This window comes from Anabaena cylindrica UHCC 0172, assembly GCF_034931625.1.
Taxonomy (GTDB): domain Bacteria; phylum Cyanobacteriota; class Cyanobacteriia; order Cyanobacteriales; family Nostocaceae; genus Anabaena; species Anabaena cylindrica_A.
On sequence record NZ_JAYGGY010000097.1, the window covers coordinates 25,722 to 44,666 of the forward strand.

The following is an 18,945-nucleotide window of genomic DNA, read 5'->3' on the forward strand; positions in this document are numbered from 1 at the left end:
CGTTAGTTTATATCTGATAGCGGAGCATGGCACAAGCCATAATCGAGGTATACTAAAAACGGGTTAAAAGTGTCATTCTGAACGAAGTGTTCGCGTAGCGTGCCGTAGGCTCTAGAATCTCCGAGATACTTCGCTGCACTACGTTACGCTCAGTATGACATAAGTCCAAATTTCACCCGTTTGCAGTATAAGAGATGGTTGAACTAGAGGCATTTAAGTGAAAAGCGAAAAAGGACTAGAAAAGAGGCTACCTTCCCAGAATATCAATACGCACTGGAGCAACTCCACTGCCAACCATCCCTAATAACTTGGCTGCACCAATAGAAACATCAATAATTCGACCACCGATGTATGGGCCTCGATCATTGATTCGCACAACCACAGAACGATTATTCCGAGTGTTAGTCACACGAACTTTTGTCCCCATAGGTAAACTGCGGTGAGCTGCTGTCATTGCTTCAGGATTAAATCTCTCCCCATTGGCAGTTTTTCTGCCAGCCCAATCATAACCGTACCAAGAAGCTATACCCTGGAAGTTGATTTTAAATCCACGGGCAATCTGTTGTGGCAGCTTTGATGTCAATGCTGATGTACTAACTGGTAAATTAGCAATTTTGCTGATAGGAGATGCATTACCAATGAGTCTTCTTAGACGATTGGTTGCTTGCAAGGCATCTTGTGCTAAATCTTTAGTGCTATCTGCTAGTTGCGTACCTTGATTGATTTCCACCAATTCTTGACCATCAAATTTAATGGTGTAGCGATCTAGCTGCTGTTTAACAGAGAGTTCTTTGTCTTGGGCTTTATGATTAACTGGAGATTTGTCTGCTGTTTTCCAACTTACGGTAATCTGGCTGGCATCTACATTATTCTGAATCAGCTGATTGATTCTCGATGCTACCACACTAGCTCTTTGAACTGGGTCATCGGCAATGGAGCTAGGAGATTTGCTCACATCTATCACGTTCCCAATACTGGCTACCTTTGCTGAATTATTAGAAACAAGGGCATATGACTTTACGCCATTTCCATTTCCAACTGCACCAACTTTGGTTTCTGCATTAGTAACTGGTGCAGAACTCAGAAAGGTAAGAACAGGAATATTCCGGATGTAAAGGGTTGCTGCCTGACGGCCTCCAATACTGTGAGGATGAATGTCCGTTTTCACAGCATTCAAGGTAGGTTTCTGTACTGGGGATTGATATTCTCCTACTTTCTCTACATCAGTTAGAGCCGATGCTTGGGAAATTGGAGTCTTTTCCTCAGTTGTTTGAGCCAGACCGACTGAGGGCGTACCCAAAACGGTCAGAAACAAGGCGGCAGTAGTCCACAAATGTCTTTGATTCATGCTTCCGATTTTTAAAGCGACTATAGAACTGAAGTTTTATAATTGGTGGGTTTTTCACAAGTGATTATGATATTCCCTAAAACTCGAACCTGTTCCGCTTTCACTTTTTGTTTATAACTGCAACAGAGTAACATGAACCTTTTGGCTTGGGGATCAGGGTTTTAGCGTAGGGTTTTCTCCAACCTTCCAATTCCCAGGTGGATTTTTCAGGTCAAACCTTTTTCAAATCAGGTTTTTGGCTTTGTAACATTTTTTTTCGGAACGTCAATAATTTCTTATGAAGAATTAATATCAGGCGATGATTTATTGAGGTGGCTACTATCTTGATGAGTCGCTAGATATCAACTGTACTGAGGTGCTATATTTAACCAGTATTCAATAGGATTTTTATTAAGAATTATATCTTTAAGTTTCGCGCTTAAGTATTTATGCTTAATGAAGTTATGAGTATGAAAATTCAGCTAAACTTAATCAATTGATGATTATCTAAAAAAATCATCTGAGATAACTAGACTAAAGCGACGGTAATTTATTGGTTATATTTAATACACAGATTGCGAGATCGACTTAGATACTAAGAGTATTATTTAAAATAAAATTTTCCAGTATATTTACAGGAATAAAATCCGCTATCACTTCCTTAAGTATTTTTTCTTGTCAAAAAAAAAGTCATGATGGGAGAATAAAAATTCTCGTCAGTGAATAAAAACAAATCTTGGGTGTATCAAAAATCACCTACATTATCGTTATTCACTAGAAAGTCAAGTATAATATCTATTAGCAAGTTATCAGCCTTATGGCCAACTCTGGAGATTTAGAAATAGCTTCATTACCATTTTTAGAAGTTCTCAAAGATTTGCATTCTCATTACAAGTCCCTGGAAGCAGGTACAGTAGCTAATTACATTCCCGAACTAGCGAAGGTAAACCCCGATTTATTTAGCATCTGTATTGTGACTGTAGATGGTCAAATTTATGAAGTTGGGGATTTTCAGCAACTATTTACAATTCAATCAATTTCCAAGGTGTTTGTTTATGGTCAGGCTTTGGAAGATCATGGACGGGATTATGTTTTGACTAGGGTGGGGGTAGAACCGACGGGGGAAGCTTTTAATGCGATTATTTTAGATGAGCAATCGAAGCGACCTTATAACCCAATGGTAAATGCGGGTGCGATCGCTATTAGTAGTTTAATTAAAGGTTCTGGACCAACTGAACGTTTAAACCGATTATTAGATATGTATCGGCGCTATATTGGGCGGGATGTATTTGTAGATATATCTGTATTTACTTCAGAACGCAGTACAGGACATCGCAATCGTGCTATGGCGCATTTGATGCTTAATTTTGGCATGATTGACCAAAATATTGAGGAATCCCTGGATTTATATTTTCAACAATGTTCTGTGATGGTTAATTGTCGAGACTTGGCTGTGATGGCGGCTACTCTCGCTAATAAAGGTATGAATCCCATTACTAAAGAAAAAGCGGTGGACAACCGTTATATCAAAGATATTTTGAGTGTGATGTACACCTGTGGGATGTATAACTTTGCTGGTGAATGGGCTTACAATGTTGGTATTCCAGCAAAAAGCGGCGTTTGTGGGGGAATTATTGCTGTTGTTCCTGGACAAATGGGGATAGGAGTGTTTTCACCGCTGTTAGATGTGCGGGGTAACAGTGTGCGGGGAGTGAAAGTTTGTGAGGAACTGTCGCAACGCTTGGGATTACATCTGTTTGATTGTTCTAAGGGGTGAATGGGAAATTACACTATATATAGATGTGGGTGGGAGAATGAGAGAATAAACTCACTATTTCCCCTGCTTCCACTTGAAAGGAGATATCTTTGATGGAAACAACCAGTCTTGTTTACTCTATCCTAGAGGGAGAAGGGGAGATTAAAAATAAGTTTGTGTACAAGTCAAACTGCTTTGATTATTTAGGTAAGAGAACTCCACAAAAAAGATGATCCAATTTTACAGAATCAAAACAACTTTTCCTCCCCTCTGCCCATGACTTACGTCACGCTACGCTATCAAAACTATGGGATCATCTTTTGTTTGGAAGTCTCTAAGTAGTTACGCCAGTTAGATATAGATAAGTTTGAAAAATTATGAATCAACCTATTCTGCAATTTATTGTTACTAAAAATTATAAAAATTTGTCTTTACCTCTGCCAGTAAAGTTAAATAGCCTCAATATTTTTATAGGTTCTAATGGTTCAGGTAAAAGCAATTTTATCAGTTGCTTGAAATTTTTAAGAGATTGTTTAACCACTATTCCCGATGAAAGTCGTGGTGTCACCAGCTTTGAGGATGCAGTTGGCAAATTAGGGGCTGATAGAATTTTAGATAATAGTGTTGAAAGTCCTGCCCGTGTTAATTTTCAATATTGTTTTTCTCACAATTTATCACCGTGCGATGAAGAATTTAGCATAATGCTGACTTTAACTCTTTTTGCCGAAAGAGAGAAAAATAAAGTAATTATTTCGCAAGAGTCTTTATTGGGTGGACGAAATTTAAAGACAGGAGATTTACCACCTTCAGGAGTTTTTTACTACTATCAATTTCATGACAGAGAAATAGGTAAAGGGGATGTAACATTTGATGATGGTAGTGGACAAACAATAAAATTCAACTTGCAACCATTAGATAACATACCCACTAATTCTTTAGGTTTGACTACACTTCCGAAATTGCTTGAATATAGCAAATATTCACCTGAAAGGACACCTGCCTATAAAAAGAGACGAGAATTAGTAGAATTTATTTCCAAATGGCAATTTTATAATGCCAATAATATGGATTTAAATCAAATTAGAACCTCAGAACCAAAAATAGGAGGAAGTGATATTTATTTATCTACATCAGGAGATAACTTACCTTTAGTTTTAGAGAATTTAATTCAGGAAAATATCGACTTTGAAGATAGTATTAATCAAGCGATGAAGTCGATATTACCTAAAACTCGTCGTCTTCGTTCTATCCGTTCTGGTCGCTTATCTTTAACAGTAGAATGGTATTTTGAAGATAGTAAAGAACCATTTTATCTGAGTGAAATGTCAGATGGAACTGTGAGAATGTTATGTTGGGCTACTATATTATATTCTCCTATACTTCCTTCATTGTTAGTCATTGACGAACCAGAATTAGGTTTGCACGTTTCATGGATGCGGATTTTAGCTGAATGGATTAAACAAGCAGCAAGAAAAACTCAAATAATTGTTACTACACACAGCCCTGATCTTTTAGATCATTTCACAGATTGTTTAGAAAATGTTTATTGTTTTTACTCTGAAGATAAATCCCATTTTACTATGAAAACACTTTCAAAAGAAATCCTTAGTCCCAGTCTGGAAGAAGGATGGGAACTAGGGGATTTATATCGTGTTGGTGATCCTAATGTTGGAGGATGGCCGTGGTAGTATGGGTTTTTGCCGGTGGTGGTGAGTCCGAAGTTGCAGGACTAATTCCATTTTTAGAAAAAAACTTTCCTGGTTGTAGATTTAAACGCTACACACCAATACGTCAAAAACTGGGTCCTAAGCCTGGTAAAGTAGTTAGTTACGGTAGTACGGGTAATAGTCTAATTGTGCAAATCACTAAACAATTATCTATAGCTTTACAAAATAAACAAAATAAATGTGATTTGATTTTAGTATTAGATGATTTGGATTGTCGAGATACAGACACAGAAAAATATAAAAATATGGATAGAGAAAAAATATTAGATGCAATAAGAGAACAATATTTAGCAGCAATAAGCAAAATTCCAGAATGTGATAATATCAATAAACTTATTAGTTTTGCTGCACCTGAATTAGAGTCTTGGATTATTGCAGATTGGAGTAACACAATAGCTAAACATCCAGATTTCCGCAGTAGACATGAAAGGATGCGTTGGTGGTTGAGTACCAAAAGGAAAATACCTTTTGATAATCCAGAATCATTTAGTGAATACGATAAAAATAAAAATTCTTGTCGAGAAAAACTTTCAGATGCATTAATTGATTCAACAAAATTCGAGGAAGATATTAATAATGAATTACAACCATTCTCTAAAAAATCTCATACACCCGATTTGTTAAGAGAGATTCGTCCAGACGAAGTGCAACGCAAATGTCCTTTATTTCGAGAACTATATAACTATCTTCATAATTTTTGCAGTTCTTCTCCTGGCTATAAATAAATTTAAAGTTCTTTTGAATAACACTAAATATTTTTTAATTATCATTTGTACTTATTGAACACTTCTGAGAAAGATCATTATTCATCACTGCTTTCAAAAAATCTTTATAGTCTTTTCCATCTTTCAGTCAATATCAGAATTTTTCTTTAGGGGGTTACATTTTTAAGGACTAAATAATATACCATCTTTATTAAGTTGTGTGAATAAAAACGTGATGAGACTGGCTGAAAACTTAACAATGGACTGGGTTTTAATAAATACCTGTGTACAGTTTACTCTTTGGGGGTGTTGTTCCCTGTTGCTGACGGAAATATTAAGAGATAGTTACCATGCTTTGTGTCACCAAGTCACCTGGCTGGCTAAATGGCATAATAAGCACCATGCGGCTTACCGTCGGGATTTAACCTTAGTTTCCCAGAAGGCTTACATAGATTCCCAGTTGTATCACGATATAGTCGAGTCGATTATACTGGTGGTTATGTTAATAGCAGTAGCCTTAGTTGCCCAGCAATGGGGATTATGGTTGGGAGTTGCGTATGCGGTAACTTTTTTGTATGGTGCGTCTTTGCGATATTTCCAAGGGACTATAGATACAGACTATAATCATTTACCCGGCCCCTTAGAAAAAATTCCTTCTGTTTGGTTGGTAAATCGAACTTACCATTGGCGACATCATTTTGATGATGTTAACGCTTATTACAGTGGTGTTTTTCCTCTCGTGGATAAAATATTAGGAACAGGACTTTCCCTCAAAGGTAAAACCGTTGCTTTAACTGGTGCGTCAGGTGCTTTAGGACAAGCTTTGGTAAGGGAATTACTCAAACACAATGCTAAAGTTGTAGCGTTAAGTACCAATCCTGATAAAATACAGGCACAAACTGGGTTAAAAGTGCTGGCTTGGGAATTGGGTAATGAAGCGCAGCTGAAACAAAGCCTAGATAAAGTGGATATTTTAATTATCAATCATGGAGTGAACGTTTATAGCGATCGCACTTCGGATGCAATTCAAAACTCCTATCAAGTCAATACCTTTTCAGCTTTGCGGTTGATAGATATATTTTCTACCACCGTCACAGGTCCAGAAGCTAAAGCCACTAAGGAAATTTGGGTGAATACCTCAGAAGCAGAGGTTTCTCCAGCCTTGAGTCCCCTGTATGAACTCAGCAAAAGAGCGTTAGGTGATCTTATTACTCTCAAGCGGTTAGACGGGGTTTGTGTAATTCGCAAGTTGATTTTAGGACCATTTAAAAGTCAACTCAATCCTTATGGTGTGATGTCAGCAACCCAAGTTGCCAAGGGTATTGTGTTTTTAGCCAAACGGGATTTTAGAAATATTATTGTGACTGTAAACCCGCTGACCTATTTGCTGTTTCCGGTGAAAGAATTGAGTACATGGTTGTACTATCGCATTTTTAGTAAGTCAGCAAAGGTTGAGTAATTTATAGGGTGGGCATTGATTGTCCGCCCAAGATGAAGGCGAGGAAATTTTAATTTTCTATGATGAGTTGGAGGATGATTTACTTCAGTTAAAATAAAGTTTTCTTGGAGTAATTTATGGTAGGTTTCTTGAGGTATGTAGTCTTGAGGATCATATCCAGAAAAATGAAGGAATAAAATACAAGCCCAAGAATATTTACCCAGGATAATGGCTTTGATAATTTGTTGAAATTGTGAGTGTTTAAATATTGGATCTAATTGTTGTTTTTGCTCAAAATTTTCTTGAATCATACTAAATACCTTGGGAATGAGAACTTAAACTAATTGATTAAGGCTACTGGATACAGTAAAAATCTGTAAAGAATTAAGTCTGATTAATAGCCATTTATTAAACAGACTGAAATTAATCCATTTTTATGCACTGCCAATGTGCGATCGCTTTCTTCCCTGACTACCTGCCAGTTATGACTCCAGTAGCCTTAACTTTTGTTCCTGGTATGTAAGCGATCATAAAATTATCAAACTACACCAAGATTTCATCAAAGTTTCTTGTGGTGTGGGCATCCTTGCTCGCTAATGATCAAGGACGGGCAGGATACCCATTCTACAAAATTGGGGACTTGATTTTTTGGTGATTCCTTAGTTATTTGCTTGGGTTGCAGTAGGGGGAATTGTGATATCTATTGGTGTCACCGTGGCTGCTAACTGGGTTAATGGAGGTTGAATGGCAGTTTGATTACCCACTACTAAAGTCACTAAATTTTCTGGTTTGAGATATTTTTTGGCTACTCTTTGCACATCTGTTGTGGTGGTGGCGGTGATACCTTTTTGATAAGTAAACAGAAAATCAGCGGGATAGCCGTAATATTCGTAACGCATTAATCGGGATAATGTTTGACTGGGGTCTTGGAAATTGAATACAAAGGAATTAAGTGTTGATTCTTTGGCATAATTTAGTTCTTTTGCTGTGACTTTTTGAGTTTGCAGTCGCTGAATTTCTGCTTGTAAGGCTTTGATAAACTGGACTGTAGCATCAGAACGGGTTTGTCCGCCGGCGATGAACATTCCTGGATAATCGAAGCGGGGACTCCAGGAGCCGTATACACTATAAGCTAAACCTTGACGCGATCGCACTTCATTAAATAAACGTCCCCCAAATCCATTTAAAACTCCATTCATGACATTTAAGGCTGGATAGTCGGGGCTGTCGAACTTTCCGCCCAAATGTCCCATGAGAATATTACTCTGTGTGAGTTGGGGTTGATTAACCATAAATACACCGCCTAAATTAGCTGGTGATACTTGCGGTAACTGAGTTGTAGCAATTTGGGAATCAGATTTCCAGTCACCTAATTTGCTTTGAATGAGCGATCGCATTTTGGTAGAGTTAAAATCTCCCACAATGCCTAAAATCATCTTATTAGGATGAAAATATTCCTGGTAAAACTTCAGCAAATCCTCACGGGAAATTTTAGCCAATGTCGCATATTCTACTGTGCGTGCATAAGGACTATCTTGACCATAAATTAATTTTTTAAACTCCCTACTCGCAATCTCACTAGGATTATCATTGCGTCGAGCAATACCACCCTGAGCCTGACTTTTCACCAAATCCAATTTTTCTTGAGCAAATGCTGGTTCTCGCAATACCTCAGCAAACAACCCAAACACCGTTTCTACATCTTCAGTTAAACTGTCAAAACTAGCACTACCAGAAGTTTCAGAAATATCAGTTTCTACAGCCGCTGCTTTTTGTTCTAATATCTCGTTTAACTCATCAGCCGAATGTTTGAGAGTTCCACCAGTCCGCATTACCGAACCAAAAATTTCTCCTAACCCAACTTTATCACCTGTTTCCCAACGGCTGCCGGTTTTTACAAGTATATTTCCACTCACCAACGGTAAATCGTGATCTTCCATCAAATAGACAATCAAACCGTTATCTAATACAAACCGTTCATACTTTGGTAATTTCACCTCTGGTAAAGGTGCAAATTGTAAATCTGTATAATGTTTCGCTGCTGCTGTCGCTACTCTAGAAAAATTAAACGTCAACAGTAAAGCAATCACCAAAACCGAAATAAAACGCCAATTTTTAGAAAATTTCAATTTTTTACCTTTCATCTTTCTACTCTTTTTCTATTAAAAAATATGGATTATAATGAACCGCGAAGGCGCGTTCGCGCAGCGTTCCGAAGGAAAGGACGCGAAGGAAGAAGGAAGATTCAGTAATCTTAAATTGGGAAGGGAGTAACAGGACTTACGCAAAATCTCTTTTCAAGCCTCTTACCTATGCCTTCGGCACGCTACGCAAACGCGCTCTTCTCTTCGAGACACTTCGTGAACGCTTCTTTGCGGTTCATTTTTCCGTAAAGTCCTATGCTTTCTTCGACAACAATTTACCAACTGTCCGATTTTCCGGCGTAAATGTCTGTTGTGCGACACGCTGAATATCCGCAGGAGTCACTGCGGCAATTTTTTCCAACTGCTGAAACAAATTTCGCCAAGAACCTGTTTTTACTTCATATTCCAACAACTGCTTGGCCATACCCATATTGGAATCGAGACTCCGCAATAAACCTGCTCTGGCTTGGGTTTTCACTCGCTGTAACTCGGTTTCAGAGACAGGTTCAGTTTTCAATTTTTCAATTTCTTTACCCAAAGCCATAGCTAATTCATCGACTGTGTGACCAGGAGACGTGAGAGCATAAAATAACATCAAATTGGGGTATTTATCTCCAGGAAAGCCACTCAAACCCTGAGCAGCCAATGCTAAACGCTGTTTTTCAATCAAAGACTTATACAGTCGTGAAGTGCGTCCATCACTTAATAAACTGCTGATGATGTCATACGCTGCATTATCGGGGTGGGTGACAGCGGGACGGTGATAACCTTCAAAATACCAAGGTTGAGTATTTAGCTCTAAGGTAACTTCTCTAGTTGCGGTTTGCGTTGGTTCTGGGGAAAGTTTTTGCTGTGGTTTGGGTTTAGCTTGATAGCGGCCAAAGTAAACTTGTGCTAATTTTTTGACTTCTGTGGGGTTAACATCGCCGACAATAGCGATCGCTAAATTGCTAGGAACATAGTAAGTGTCAAAAAACTTTTTCACATCTGACGGTGTTAAGTTGCGGATATCTTCGTCGTAACCAATCACCGGGCGTTTGTAGGGATGAACTTTGAAAGCAGTATCATTAAATTTCTCTATCATCATCCCAATGGGAGAATTTTCTACTCGCATTCGTCGCTCTTCTAAAATTACATCTTTTTCTTTATAAAACTCCCGAAATACAGGATCTAAGAATCGTTCTGATTCCAAAGACATCCACAGTTCTAATTTATTAGCAGGAAAGCTGTAAAAATAACGGGTAGCTTCACTAGAAGTATTAGCATTTAAACCTACACCCCCTGCTTGCTCAACAATTTGTCCGATTTCGTTTTGTTTAACTAGTTTGACTGCTTCAGCTTCTACTGATTTAAATTCAGTTTGCAATTTCGCTAAATCGTCTTTTTTATCTTCAGCTTTAGCAGTTCTAATTTCTTTATCTAGCTGTTCTAAGCGTTCTAGTAATGGTTTTTCGGCTTTGTAGTCTGTTGTGCCAATGCGCTTTGTCCCTTTAAAAGCCAAATGTTCTAAAAAGTGCGCTACACCTGTTTGTCCTACTGGTTCATCAATACCACCAACGTCAGCATAGGTGAGAAATGAGACTACTGGCGCTTGATGTCGTTCTAAAATGATGAATTTTAAGCCATTATCAAGACGAAATTCTGTTAACTGCTTAATTACCCGATCTAAATAAGGTTGAATTGAAGTTTGCTGAGATTGCAGCCCTATGGCGACTTCTGGCATTAAGCCCCAACAGAATATCATCAATGCCAAAGCAGTTGCTAACAGACGACGTAACACTGAGGACTGGGAACTCTTCGCATCACCGATTAACCTATCTAAAATCCAAAATCTAAAATCTAAAATCCAATGGTTCATAGCAAAAATTAAAGTAAAGTTACACTTCTTGAGAAATCGACTAATTAAAAAACAGAGCGTTAATCTTGTATTAAGCTTTTTAGGCTTTTTGGGCTAAACGTTAGACAATATTGCTACAAGTCGTGTTCCTGAGATATAGCAATAACTACTATTATTATGCGAGTTTTTAATTCTCCCCCACCGTCAGAGGCGCAGACGCGCACCCGTATCCTGCAAGCGGCGCAAAAGTTATTTGCTGCTCAGGGATTTGATGGTACAACCACCCGCGATTTAGCACAAGCAGCAGGTGTAGCTGAGGGTACTCTGTTTCGTCATTTTTCTAATAAAAAGGCGATTTTGGTCGAAGTAGCAACTAGTGGCTGGGTGGAAATTCTCACAGATTTGTTGACAGAATTGAGTGAAATGGGTAGTTATAAAGCTGTAGCTCAGGTGATGCGTCGGCGAATGTGGAATATGCAGAAAAATGTGGAAATGATGCGAGTTTGTTTCATGGAGGTGCAGTTTCATCCAGATTTGCGCGATCGCATTCAAACCGAAGTTATTGATAAAATGACGGATGTAGCGGAAGCTTTCTTCCAAACAGCAATGGATAAAGGTATCTATCGCCAAACAGATGCCAAACTAGTGGCTAAGGTATTTTTAGGAATGTTTGCGATCGCTGGCTTCTCCGATAATACACTCCTGGAACCTAACGCATCACCCCAAGAAATGCAAAAAATGGCCGAAGGACTCGCTGATATTTTCCTCAATGGAGTTTTAGTGAAGGAATCTTAACCAATAAACAATACCTTGATTTGTAGGTTGGGTTGAGGTACGTTCACATAGTGTGCCGGAGGCATAACCCAACAAATGCGTTGGGTTGCGCTGTCGCTTAACCCAACCTACAAAAAATGGACAAGGTATTGATAAAGTCAATAGGTATACTAAAAACGGGTTAAAAGTGTCATTCTGTAGCTTGCTTCCCGTAGGGTACGAAGTGTTCGCGTAGCGTGCCGTAGGCTCTAGAATCTCCGAGATACTTCGCTGCACTACGTTACGCTCAGTATGACATAAGTCCAAATTTCACCCGTTTGCAGTATAAGAATTCAGGAGTCAGGAGACGCTTCGCAAACCTTTGGTTCAGAGCTGATGAAATACAGATAGGCAGATGATAAACTCTGTACCTTCCCCAGGAGCGGAGTTGACAGTGATGCTACCTTGATGTTTTTCTTCGATAATTTGCTTGGCAATCGTTAATCCTAATCCTGTACCTTTACCTATGCTCTTAGTTGTAAATAAGTGGTCAAATATTTTCTGTTTGGTTTGTTCGCTCATCCCTTTAGCATTATCAGCGATAGTGATTTTTACCTGCTGATTTTCGATTGAGGTTGTAACTATAATTCTGTTATGATTTTCTCCTATTGTCTCAGTATCCCATCCTCGGCTTGATTCATCTAATGCATCTATGGCATTGGCAAGAATATTCATAAATACCTGATTCAATTGACCAGGAAAACATTGGATTTGAGGTAAATTACCGTAGTTTGTAATCACTTCAATAGCGGAACGTTTTTCGTTAGCTTTGAGACGATGTTTGAGAATAAGAATGGTACTATCAATACCTTCATGAATATTAAATGGTACTTTGTAATCTTTATCAGCACGGGAGAAAGTGCGAAGACTGGTGCTGATATTTGTTAGCCTATCACAGGCTATTGTCATCGAATCTATGATTTTAGGAAAGTCTTCTAAGCTATAATCTAAGTCGATTGTTTCGGCATGGTCGAGAATTTCTGCACCTGGATGGGGAAAGCTTTTTTGATATAATTTCAAGTGTTCAAAAATTTCAGAGATGATGGGTTTAGCTTGTTGGAGACTAGCATAAATAAAGCCCAGAGGATTATTCATTTCGTGGGCTATCCCCGCTACTAAATTACCCAATGCAGACATTTTCTCACTTTGCACCATTTGTAATTGGGCTTTTTGCAGATTGCTTAGGGCTTGTTCTAAGTCTTGGGATTTTTGTTGTAAGGCAAGTTCTGCTTCTTTGCGTTCACGAAGTGCAGCTTGCTGTTCGCTAATATCAAATGTTGTGACAATAATCCGATCAACCTGCCCCTCTAAATTCTTGATGGGATTGAGGTTGGCAAACCACCATTTTTCCTGTCCATGAAAGTTGATATGCTCTTCATAAGCAGCCTTTTGCCCTGTTGTGACAATCTCGGTAAACAGTTGTTGCAACCTTTTACCCTCTGCTTCTCCCATGACTTCTGTGAGAGTTTTCCCTACAATATCAACGCTACGAACTCCAGTTATCTTTTCTGCGGCAGAGTTCCACCCGGCATAGTGGAAGTTACCATCTGCCAATACATCCACGACAAAAATTACAATTTCGGCTCCATCATAGATACTACGCAGAAACTGCTCTTTTTCCTGTAGTTCTTCTTGAGCTTTTTTTCGCTCTGCTTCCGCTCGTCTGAGATCACTAATATCGTCGATTGTCACCAAAATACCTATGACGTTGTTGTCTGAATCACACAAGGGAATTTTGTTTGTGTCGAGCCAGTATTGAATGCCATCGGCTCTTAGTTGGGTTTCGATGATGTGGAGTTCGGCTTCTCCTGATTCCATGACGCGGCGATCGCACAGTTGATACCAGTCGGCTTCTTCCTGAATAAAAAAGTTATGATCATTTTTACCTACAATCTGTGCTGGTGACTGGAGATTTGTAGCTTGAAGCGCACTGAGATTACAACCCAAAAAGGTGGAGTTACGGTCTTTCCAAAAGACTAATTGTGGAATATTATCGATCACCAATCGTAAGAACTCCTGGGATGATTGTAGTTGGACTTGGGTGGCTTGGAGTTTTCGGATTGATTCCTCTAGCTCTTGATTCTTAATTTGAGATTGCTGATAAAGTCGGGCATTTTCTAAGGAAATAGCAGCTTGAGCGCAAAGTAGATTTAAGAGTTCGATGCGATCGCTCGTGAATGCCCCCGTTGCTAAATTATTCTCCAGATATAAAATGCCCAGCAACTTCCCTTGATGCAAAATTGGGCTGCATAAAATACTCTTGGGCTGCTGACGCACGATATACGGATCATTTGCTAAGGTCGGATCAAGGGTTGCATCCCACATCACCGCCGTTTGCCTGTTGTGCTTGACTTTATAAATCAACTTTAGGGGAATATCCTGACTGTCCTCAACAGGAAGGCACTGCAAAACAACTGGCTCTATCCCCACGCTAATTGACCCTTTAATCAACAGGTGTTCGTCTCGCAACAACATTAATACACATTTATCAGCCCCGGCATTTTTGATGACAATTGCCAGCAACGAGGATAGTAGTTTTTCTAGTTCGATTTCGCCAGAAATAGTTTGGGAGGCTTCGAGAACAGCAGCTAAGTCCAGAGAATCTGAGACACTACCACCACTATTGGCAGTGGTAGAAATGGTGGATGTGATAGTCTCTAAGGCAAAGATAGTTTCGCTAGTAGAGAGAGGAGAATGGGTTTGCTGTAATATGAGGGACAGCAGTTGGGGATAACGTCTTTCCAGATCAGCGACTTTGGTTTTAGCACCCCAATAAACATAGCCGTAGTAAGCGTTCATCATGTATTCTTGAGCGATGCGCTTTTTACCCCAGTCGAGGTAGAACTTGACCGCCAGTTCGTTGGCTAAGGCTTCTTCGTTGATGTATTCGTTTTCCTTGGCCAGAGAGATAGCGCGATCGTATTTTTCTATAGCTTCTTTTTTATTACCTAACACCCGATACCGTTCTGCTTCTACCAACTCATAGCGATGGGAATAATTTGTTGGGGCATGATATGTCCACAACTTCATTTTTTCCTGGTTTGTACTGACTCGTTCCAGAATCGTAGCCTGCTCTAGTTCAGTAGCATTAGCAAAAATAGCTAAATGAGTCAGTGAATCATAAAAATAGAAGATTGACAAAAAAGGTAGTCCTGGTCCTGCTCCTACATACTTTTCTACCAAATTAATATTTTCTAAAGCTTGCTCATATTCTTGGAAGAGATAACTGAGTAGCAGCTTAATGACATAACACTGGTAGAGCATCGTCAATTCACTGTTTTTGATGTGTAATGGAATTAACTTCTCTTCATCATAGCGATCGCCTCGCAAGAGATAAGGTTCCGTAGGAGCTTCAATTAAATTGAGAACTGCCTGGTAGTAAAGACTTTGTATAGATAGAACTCCATACTGGTGTAGTCGCTCAATAGCCTTGTAATGCGCCTCCATTTCCTGATTGAGTAGCCGCAGATCCCGCCCACTAAACAACCCAATCAAGCCACAATTGCAAAGGCTTAATCCAGCATATTCAATATCACCAGTCTCTAAGCCAATCAGGTAGGCTTGGAAAGAGTCTTTTAAGCCATTTTTGATCGGCTCTTTCCAATGTCTTAGCATACAGTTAAATGCAAAAATGGTCTTTGCTGCCAGCTTAGAAGCATCTAAATGTTCTAATAAATTTATGCCTAGTCTGCCAAACTGATAAGCAGAATCTATATCCCCGGCAAAGATCAAAAGCATCAGCCCATAAAAGACATACCCATAAGTTGATTCAGGCGCATTCCCATACTGTATGGACAGCCTAACTTGAGCAAACACCACAAAGGGTAGTAAGGCTGGATCTACCTGATAGGCAGCAGAAATAATGCTAGAGAGAATCTGCATAGCCGCCCGTTGTGCAGATGCAGTCATCTGTGGTAGTGCCAATAATGTCTCAATGGGTTTTTCTGCTAGAAGTATTTGTATTTCCTGAAGTCCCTGCCCAATATCGGTGGTTGTTGGCTGCGTTGGCAAATCAACACCTAATTGCTGCAAAACATCCTTGGCAATGCTTAAGGCTACTAACTGCTGATTCTGAGCCATGCAAGCTTGAATTTTAACTTCATAGGTTCTGACTTGATCCAATAATGAAGTAGTTTTCTCTAACACCACTTCAGCAAACTGTTCCATTTGTGCAAAGTTACCAGTCAGATAAGCTGCTTCTACGGCCAATTCATACAGTGATAGCAGTAATTTATCTTGGCTTTGCCAATCATGAGGGACTAATAAATCTAATCCAATTGTTGAATACTTTAATGCAGTTTCATAAGCGGCTGTTGCTTTTGCTTTGCATCCTGCAATTGAATTGAGTCTGGCTAATTCATCTTTGTCAGGCTGTTGAGTGAGTATTCCCATCCCTGCATTTAACTGATTGACAATCTCAAAAATTCTAGATTCCCGTTGTTGTGAAGGAACATGATGCAGTAATTGTTGCCCAATCATTCGATGAGTTGCTTGCCTTTTCTGTTCATCAATCAATAAATAAGCAGCTTGTTGGATGCGATCATGTAAAAATTTGTAGGTAACAGGCTGAGAATTTTCTTGAGTAAATGCTTGGTTTTTTTGCCCGACATAAAACTTATAAAGATCACTAAATGGTAAAATCAATCCTTCTTGTAATGCTTTCCATAAATCAGCAGCCGTTTCAATCTCCGATTGTTCAGAAACAATTGCCAAAGTTGCTAAATCAAACTGATTGCCAACACAAGCTGCTAACTGCAATATCTGTTGGGTTGATGGCGGGAGTTTGCCTAATTGCAATGCCATAAAAGACACAACATCATCTGTAACTGCTTGAGTTTTGACTTCTGCAATATCATATTGCCAAAAGCCTAACTTCCCATCAAATTGAAGAATATTTTCTTGATGCAATGATTTGAGAAACTGGGTAGCAAAAAACGGATTTCCTTGAGTTTTTTGAAAAATTAACTGAGAAAGAGGAAATGCTAAATTTTCAGAGCATTTTAAGGTATCGGCAACTAATTGATTTATTTGTACTTGGCTTAATGGTGCTAAATTAATTGTATTAATCGTTGCTTGGTTTTTTTGAATTTCACTCAAAGTCAACATTAATGGATGTGCTAGATTTACCTCGTTATCACGATATGCACCAATAATAAGCAGATGATTTGTATCAGCCATCAATAGCTGCATTAACTTCAGTGATGCTGAATCAGCCCATTGCAAATCATCTAAAAATATTACTAAAGGATGTTCGACACTGGTAAAGACCTGAGTGAATTTTTGAAATAATAAATTAAATCTATTTTGTGCTGCTGTTCCTGATAATTCTGTAGCAGATAGTTGTTCACCAATAATTTTTGATAATTCGGGAATGACTTCAATAATTACCTGTCCATTTTCACCTACAGCCGCTAATATCTGATTTTTCCATCGCTGAATCTGTGCATCACTTTCGGTTAATAATTGCTCCATTAAATCCCGGAAGGCTTGCACAAATGCATTGAAAGGAATATTGCGATTAAATTGGTCAAATTTACCTTTGATAAAATAACCATGTTGCCGCACAATTGGTTTATGAACTTCGTTGATAACTGCTGTTTTACCAATCCCGGAAAACCCAGCTACCAGCATCATTTCTGTTGTACTTTGACCAACTATCTCCTGGGGAGATGCTACGCGAACAAAGGCTTGCAGGAGGCTTTTTACTTCAATTTCTCGCCCATAGAGTTTGTCGGGGATAATGAAGCGATCGCACAGATCCCTTTGGGCAATTTCAAAACTCTGAATTTCACCAGTCTCTTGTAGCTGATGTAAACAATTTTCTAAATCTAACTTCAGTCCTAAGCTACTCTGATATCTGTCTTCGGCATTTTTAGCCATCAATTTGTTGACAATTTTGGAAATTACTGATGGAATTTGCGGGTTAATTTCATGTACTAATGGTGCTGCTTTAGCAATATGACAATGCACCAATTCCATTGCTTCATTCGATGAAAAAGGTAATTCTCCTGTAAGTAATTCGTAGAAAGTCACACCTAAAGAATAAAAATCTGTGCGGTAGTCAATTCCTCGATTCATTCGGCCTGTTTGTTCTGGAGAAATATAAGCTAGTGTCCCTTCTAACACATTAGGATTAATTAATATTTGCGTTTCTCTTGGTAGTAGAGATGCAATACTAAAGTCGATTAATTTAACTTGTTTGCTTTCAGGATTAATGAGAATATTAGCAGATTTAATATCTTTGTGAATAATACGCTCTCGATATAATATATCTAATGTATTGCATAGTGAAATCGCTAGAGTTAAAAACTCCTGTAAAGAATTTTCTCTTGCGATCAATCTCCATTTTTTTAAAGAAATTCCTCCAAAATCTTCCATTACCAAAAAATAGCCATTTTGATAAGGTTCAAGGCTATAAGTTTGGATAATTAGAGGTGAGTTGAGATTTTTGGCAATAGTATATTGATTGCGAAATTGTACCAATTCACTAAAACTGGGATAAGGATTTTTCAGCAGTTTAATCACTACTCTTAATGAATCAGTCTCTCGGAACCCTCGACATACTATGGTTCTGGAACTATTATAGAGTTCTTCAATAATGCGAAATCCGGGAATGTTGACAAGAGTGCTAACCATATTGCTAAATCCTTAAGGCTTCTATACTTAGAATTATCTAATACCTGAAGTTATTTATCAAAATCGACAATAATTATACCTGAACTTCAATGATAAATTCTTTACCTTCACTGAGAATGGAGTGAACACTCGGTTTTCCACTGTGGGTTGGGAGTGGGGTTCTTGTCAGGGCTGTTTCATTCGATAAGGTAGAGATTTTGTCAACAGTATGAGCGAGAAATTTGGGGAAGTTAGTAATCAAAAAATTACCATTTCAACGAGTAAATTTCTGTGCAATCGCCATTTTATGGTCTAATCAGATTTGTAATCACCTGATTTTTTTGACCTGGACGCTTGTAAATCAGAGCCTTTTAGGGAATGAAACAGCCCTGGGGTTCTTGTACCTCAGAATATTGGGAATTGCTGTAAGTATAGCCAAACGCTTATATATGGGTTTATTTGGCAAAAATTTTGTAGACTCTTATTTTGCTAAAGGTATTGTCTAGTAATTATGCATTTATCCAATCAACCAAATATGAAATCTGGGGTTCAGTGTTTTATAAAGCGCATCAGACTCAATAATT

Annotated in this window: 10 protein-coding genes; 5 read left to right on the plus strand and 5 right to left on the minus strand. The window is 38.6% G+C overall.

Annotated features, from left to right (window positions below; all coding sequences use genetic code 11):
- Positions 1 to 247: 247 nt before the first annotated feature.
- On the minus strand, positions 248 to 1,348 hold the full coding sequence (locus tag VB713_RS21800) for a septal ring lytic transglycosylase RlpA family protein (RefSeq protein WP_323313597.1): 1,101 nt from the start codon (positions 1,346 to 1,348) through the stop codon (positions 248 to 250).
- A gap of 787 nt (positions 1,349 to 2,135) precedes the next feature.
- On the opposite strand from VB713_RS21800, the gene glsA reads away from it, so the two are divergent.
- The 4 genes from glsA (at position 2,136) to VB713_RS21820 (ending at position 6,973) form a co-directional block, all read left to right on the plus strand.
- A complete protein-coding gene (glsA, locus tag VB713_RS21805) occupies positions 2,136 to 3,104 on the plus strand; it encodes a glutaminase A (RefSeq protein WP_323313620.1) in 969 nt (322 codons plus the stop codon).
- 356 nt (positions 3,105 to 3,460) lie between these two features.
- The gene (locus tag VB713_RS21810; RefSeq protein ID WP_323313598.1) at positions 3,461 to 4,771 is read left to right on the plus strand and encodes an AAA family ATPase; all 1,311 of its coding nucleotides are present in this window, start codon (positions 3,461 to 3,463) and stop codon (positions 4,769 to 4,771) included.
- Positions 4,765 to 5,535: a DUF4276 family protein gene (locus VB713_RS21815; protein ID WP_323313599.1), complete on the plus strand. Its 771-nt coding sequence runs from the start codon at positions 4,765 to 4,767 to the stop codon at positions 5,533 to 5,535. The genes VB713_RS21810 and VB713_RS21815 overlap by 7 nt, the downstream gene beginning before the upstream one ends.
- 214 nt (positions 5,536 to 5,749) lie before the next feature.
- Positions 5,750 to 6,973 carry a bifunctional sterol desaturase/short chain dehydrogenase gene (locus tag VB713_RS21820; RefSeq protein WP_323313600.1) on the plus strand — a complete coding sequence of 408 codons (1,224 nt, stop codon included), beginning with the start codon at positions 5,750 to 5,752 and terminating at the stop codon, positions 6,971 to 6,973.
- On the opposite strand, the gene VB713_RS21825 is transcribed toward VB713_RS21820, so the two are convergent.
- The 3 genes from VB713_RS21825 to VB713_RS21835 form a co-directional block, all read right to left on the minus strand.
- Positions 6,937 to 7,263: a HetP family heterocyst commitment protein gene (locus VB713_RS21825; RefSeq protein WP_323313601.1), complete on the minus strand. Its 327-nt coding sequence runs from the start codon at positions 7,261 to 7,263 to the stop codon at positions 6,937 to 6,939. The genes VB713_RS21820 and VB713_RS21825 overlap by 37 nt on opposite strands.
- A gap of 348 nt (positions 7,264 to 7,611) precedes the next feature.
- Positions 7,612 to 9,096, minus strand: a complete 1,485-nt coding sequence (locus VB713_RS21830; RefSeq protein ID WP_323313602.1) for a pitrilysin family protein — start codon at positions 9,094 to 9,096, stop codon at positions 7,612 to 7,614.
- Positions 9,097 to 9,349: 253 nt separating this feature from the next.
- A complete protein-coding gene (locus VB713_RS21835) occupies positions 9,350 to 10,954 on the minus strand; it encodes a pitrilysin family protein (protein WP_323313603.1) in 1,605 nt (534 codons plus the stop codon).
- A 156-nt stretch (positions 10,955 to 11,110) separates the two neighbouring features.
- Between VB713_RS21835 and VB713_RS21840 the strand changes: the two genes are divergently transcribed.
- Positions 11,111 to 11,728 (plus strand): TetR/AcrR family transcriptional regulator, encoded by a 618-nt coding sequence (locus tag VB713_RS21840; protein ID WP_323313604.1) that lies wholly within the window; start codon positions 11,111 to 11,113, stop codon positions 11,726 to 11,728.
- 345 nt (positions 11,729 to 12,073) lie between these two features.
- Here VB713_RS21840 and VB713_RS21845 read toward each other — a convergent pair whose 3' ends face one another.
- The gene (locus VB713_RS21845) at positions 12,074 to 18,382 is read right to left on the minus strand and encodes an AAA family ATPase (RefSeq protein WP_323313605.1); all 6,309 of its coding nucleotides are present in this window, start codon (positions 18,380 to 18,382) and stop codon (positions 12,074 to 12,076) included.
- Positions 18,383 to 18,945 lie beyond the last annotated feature (563 nt).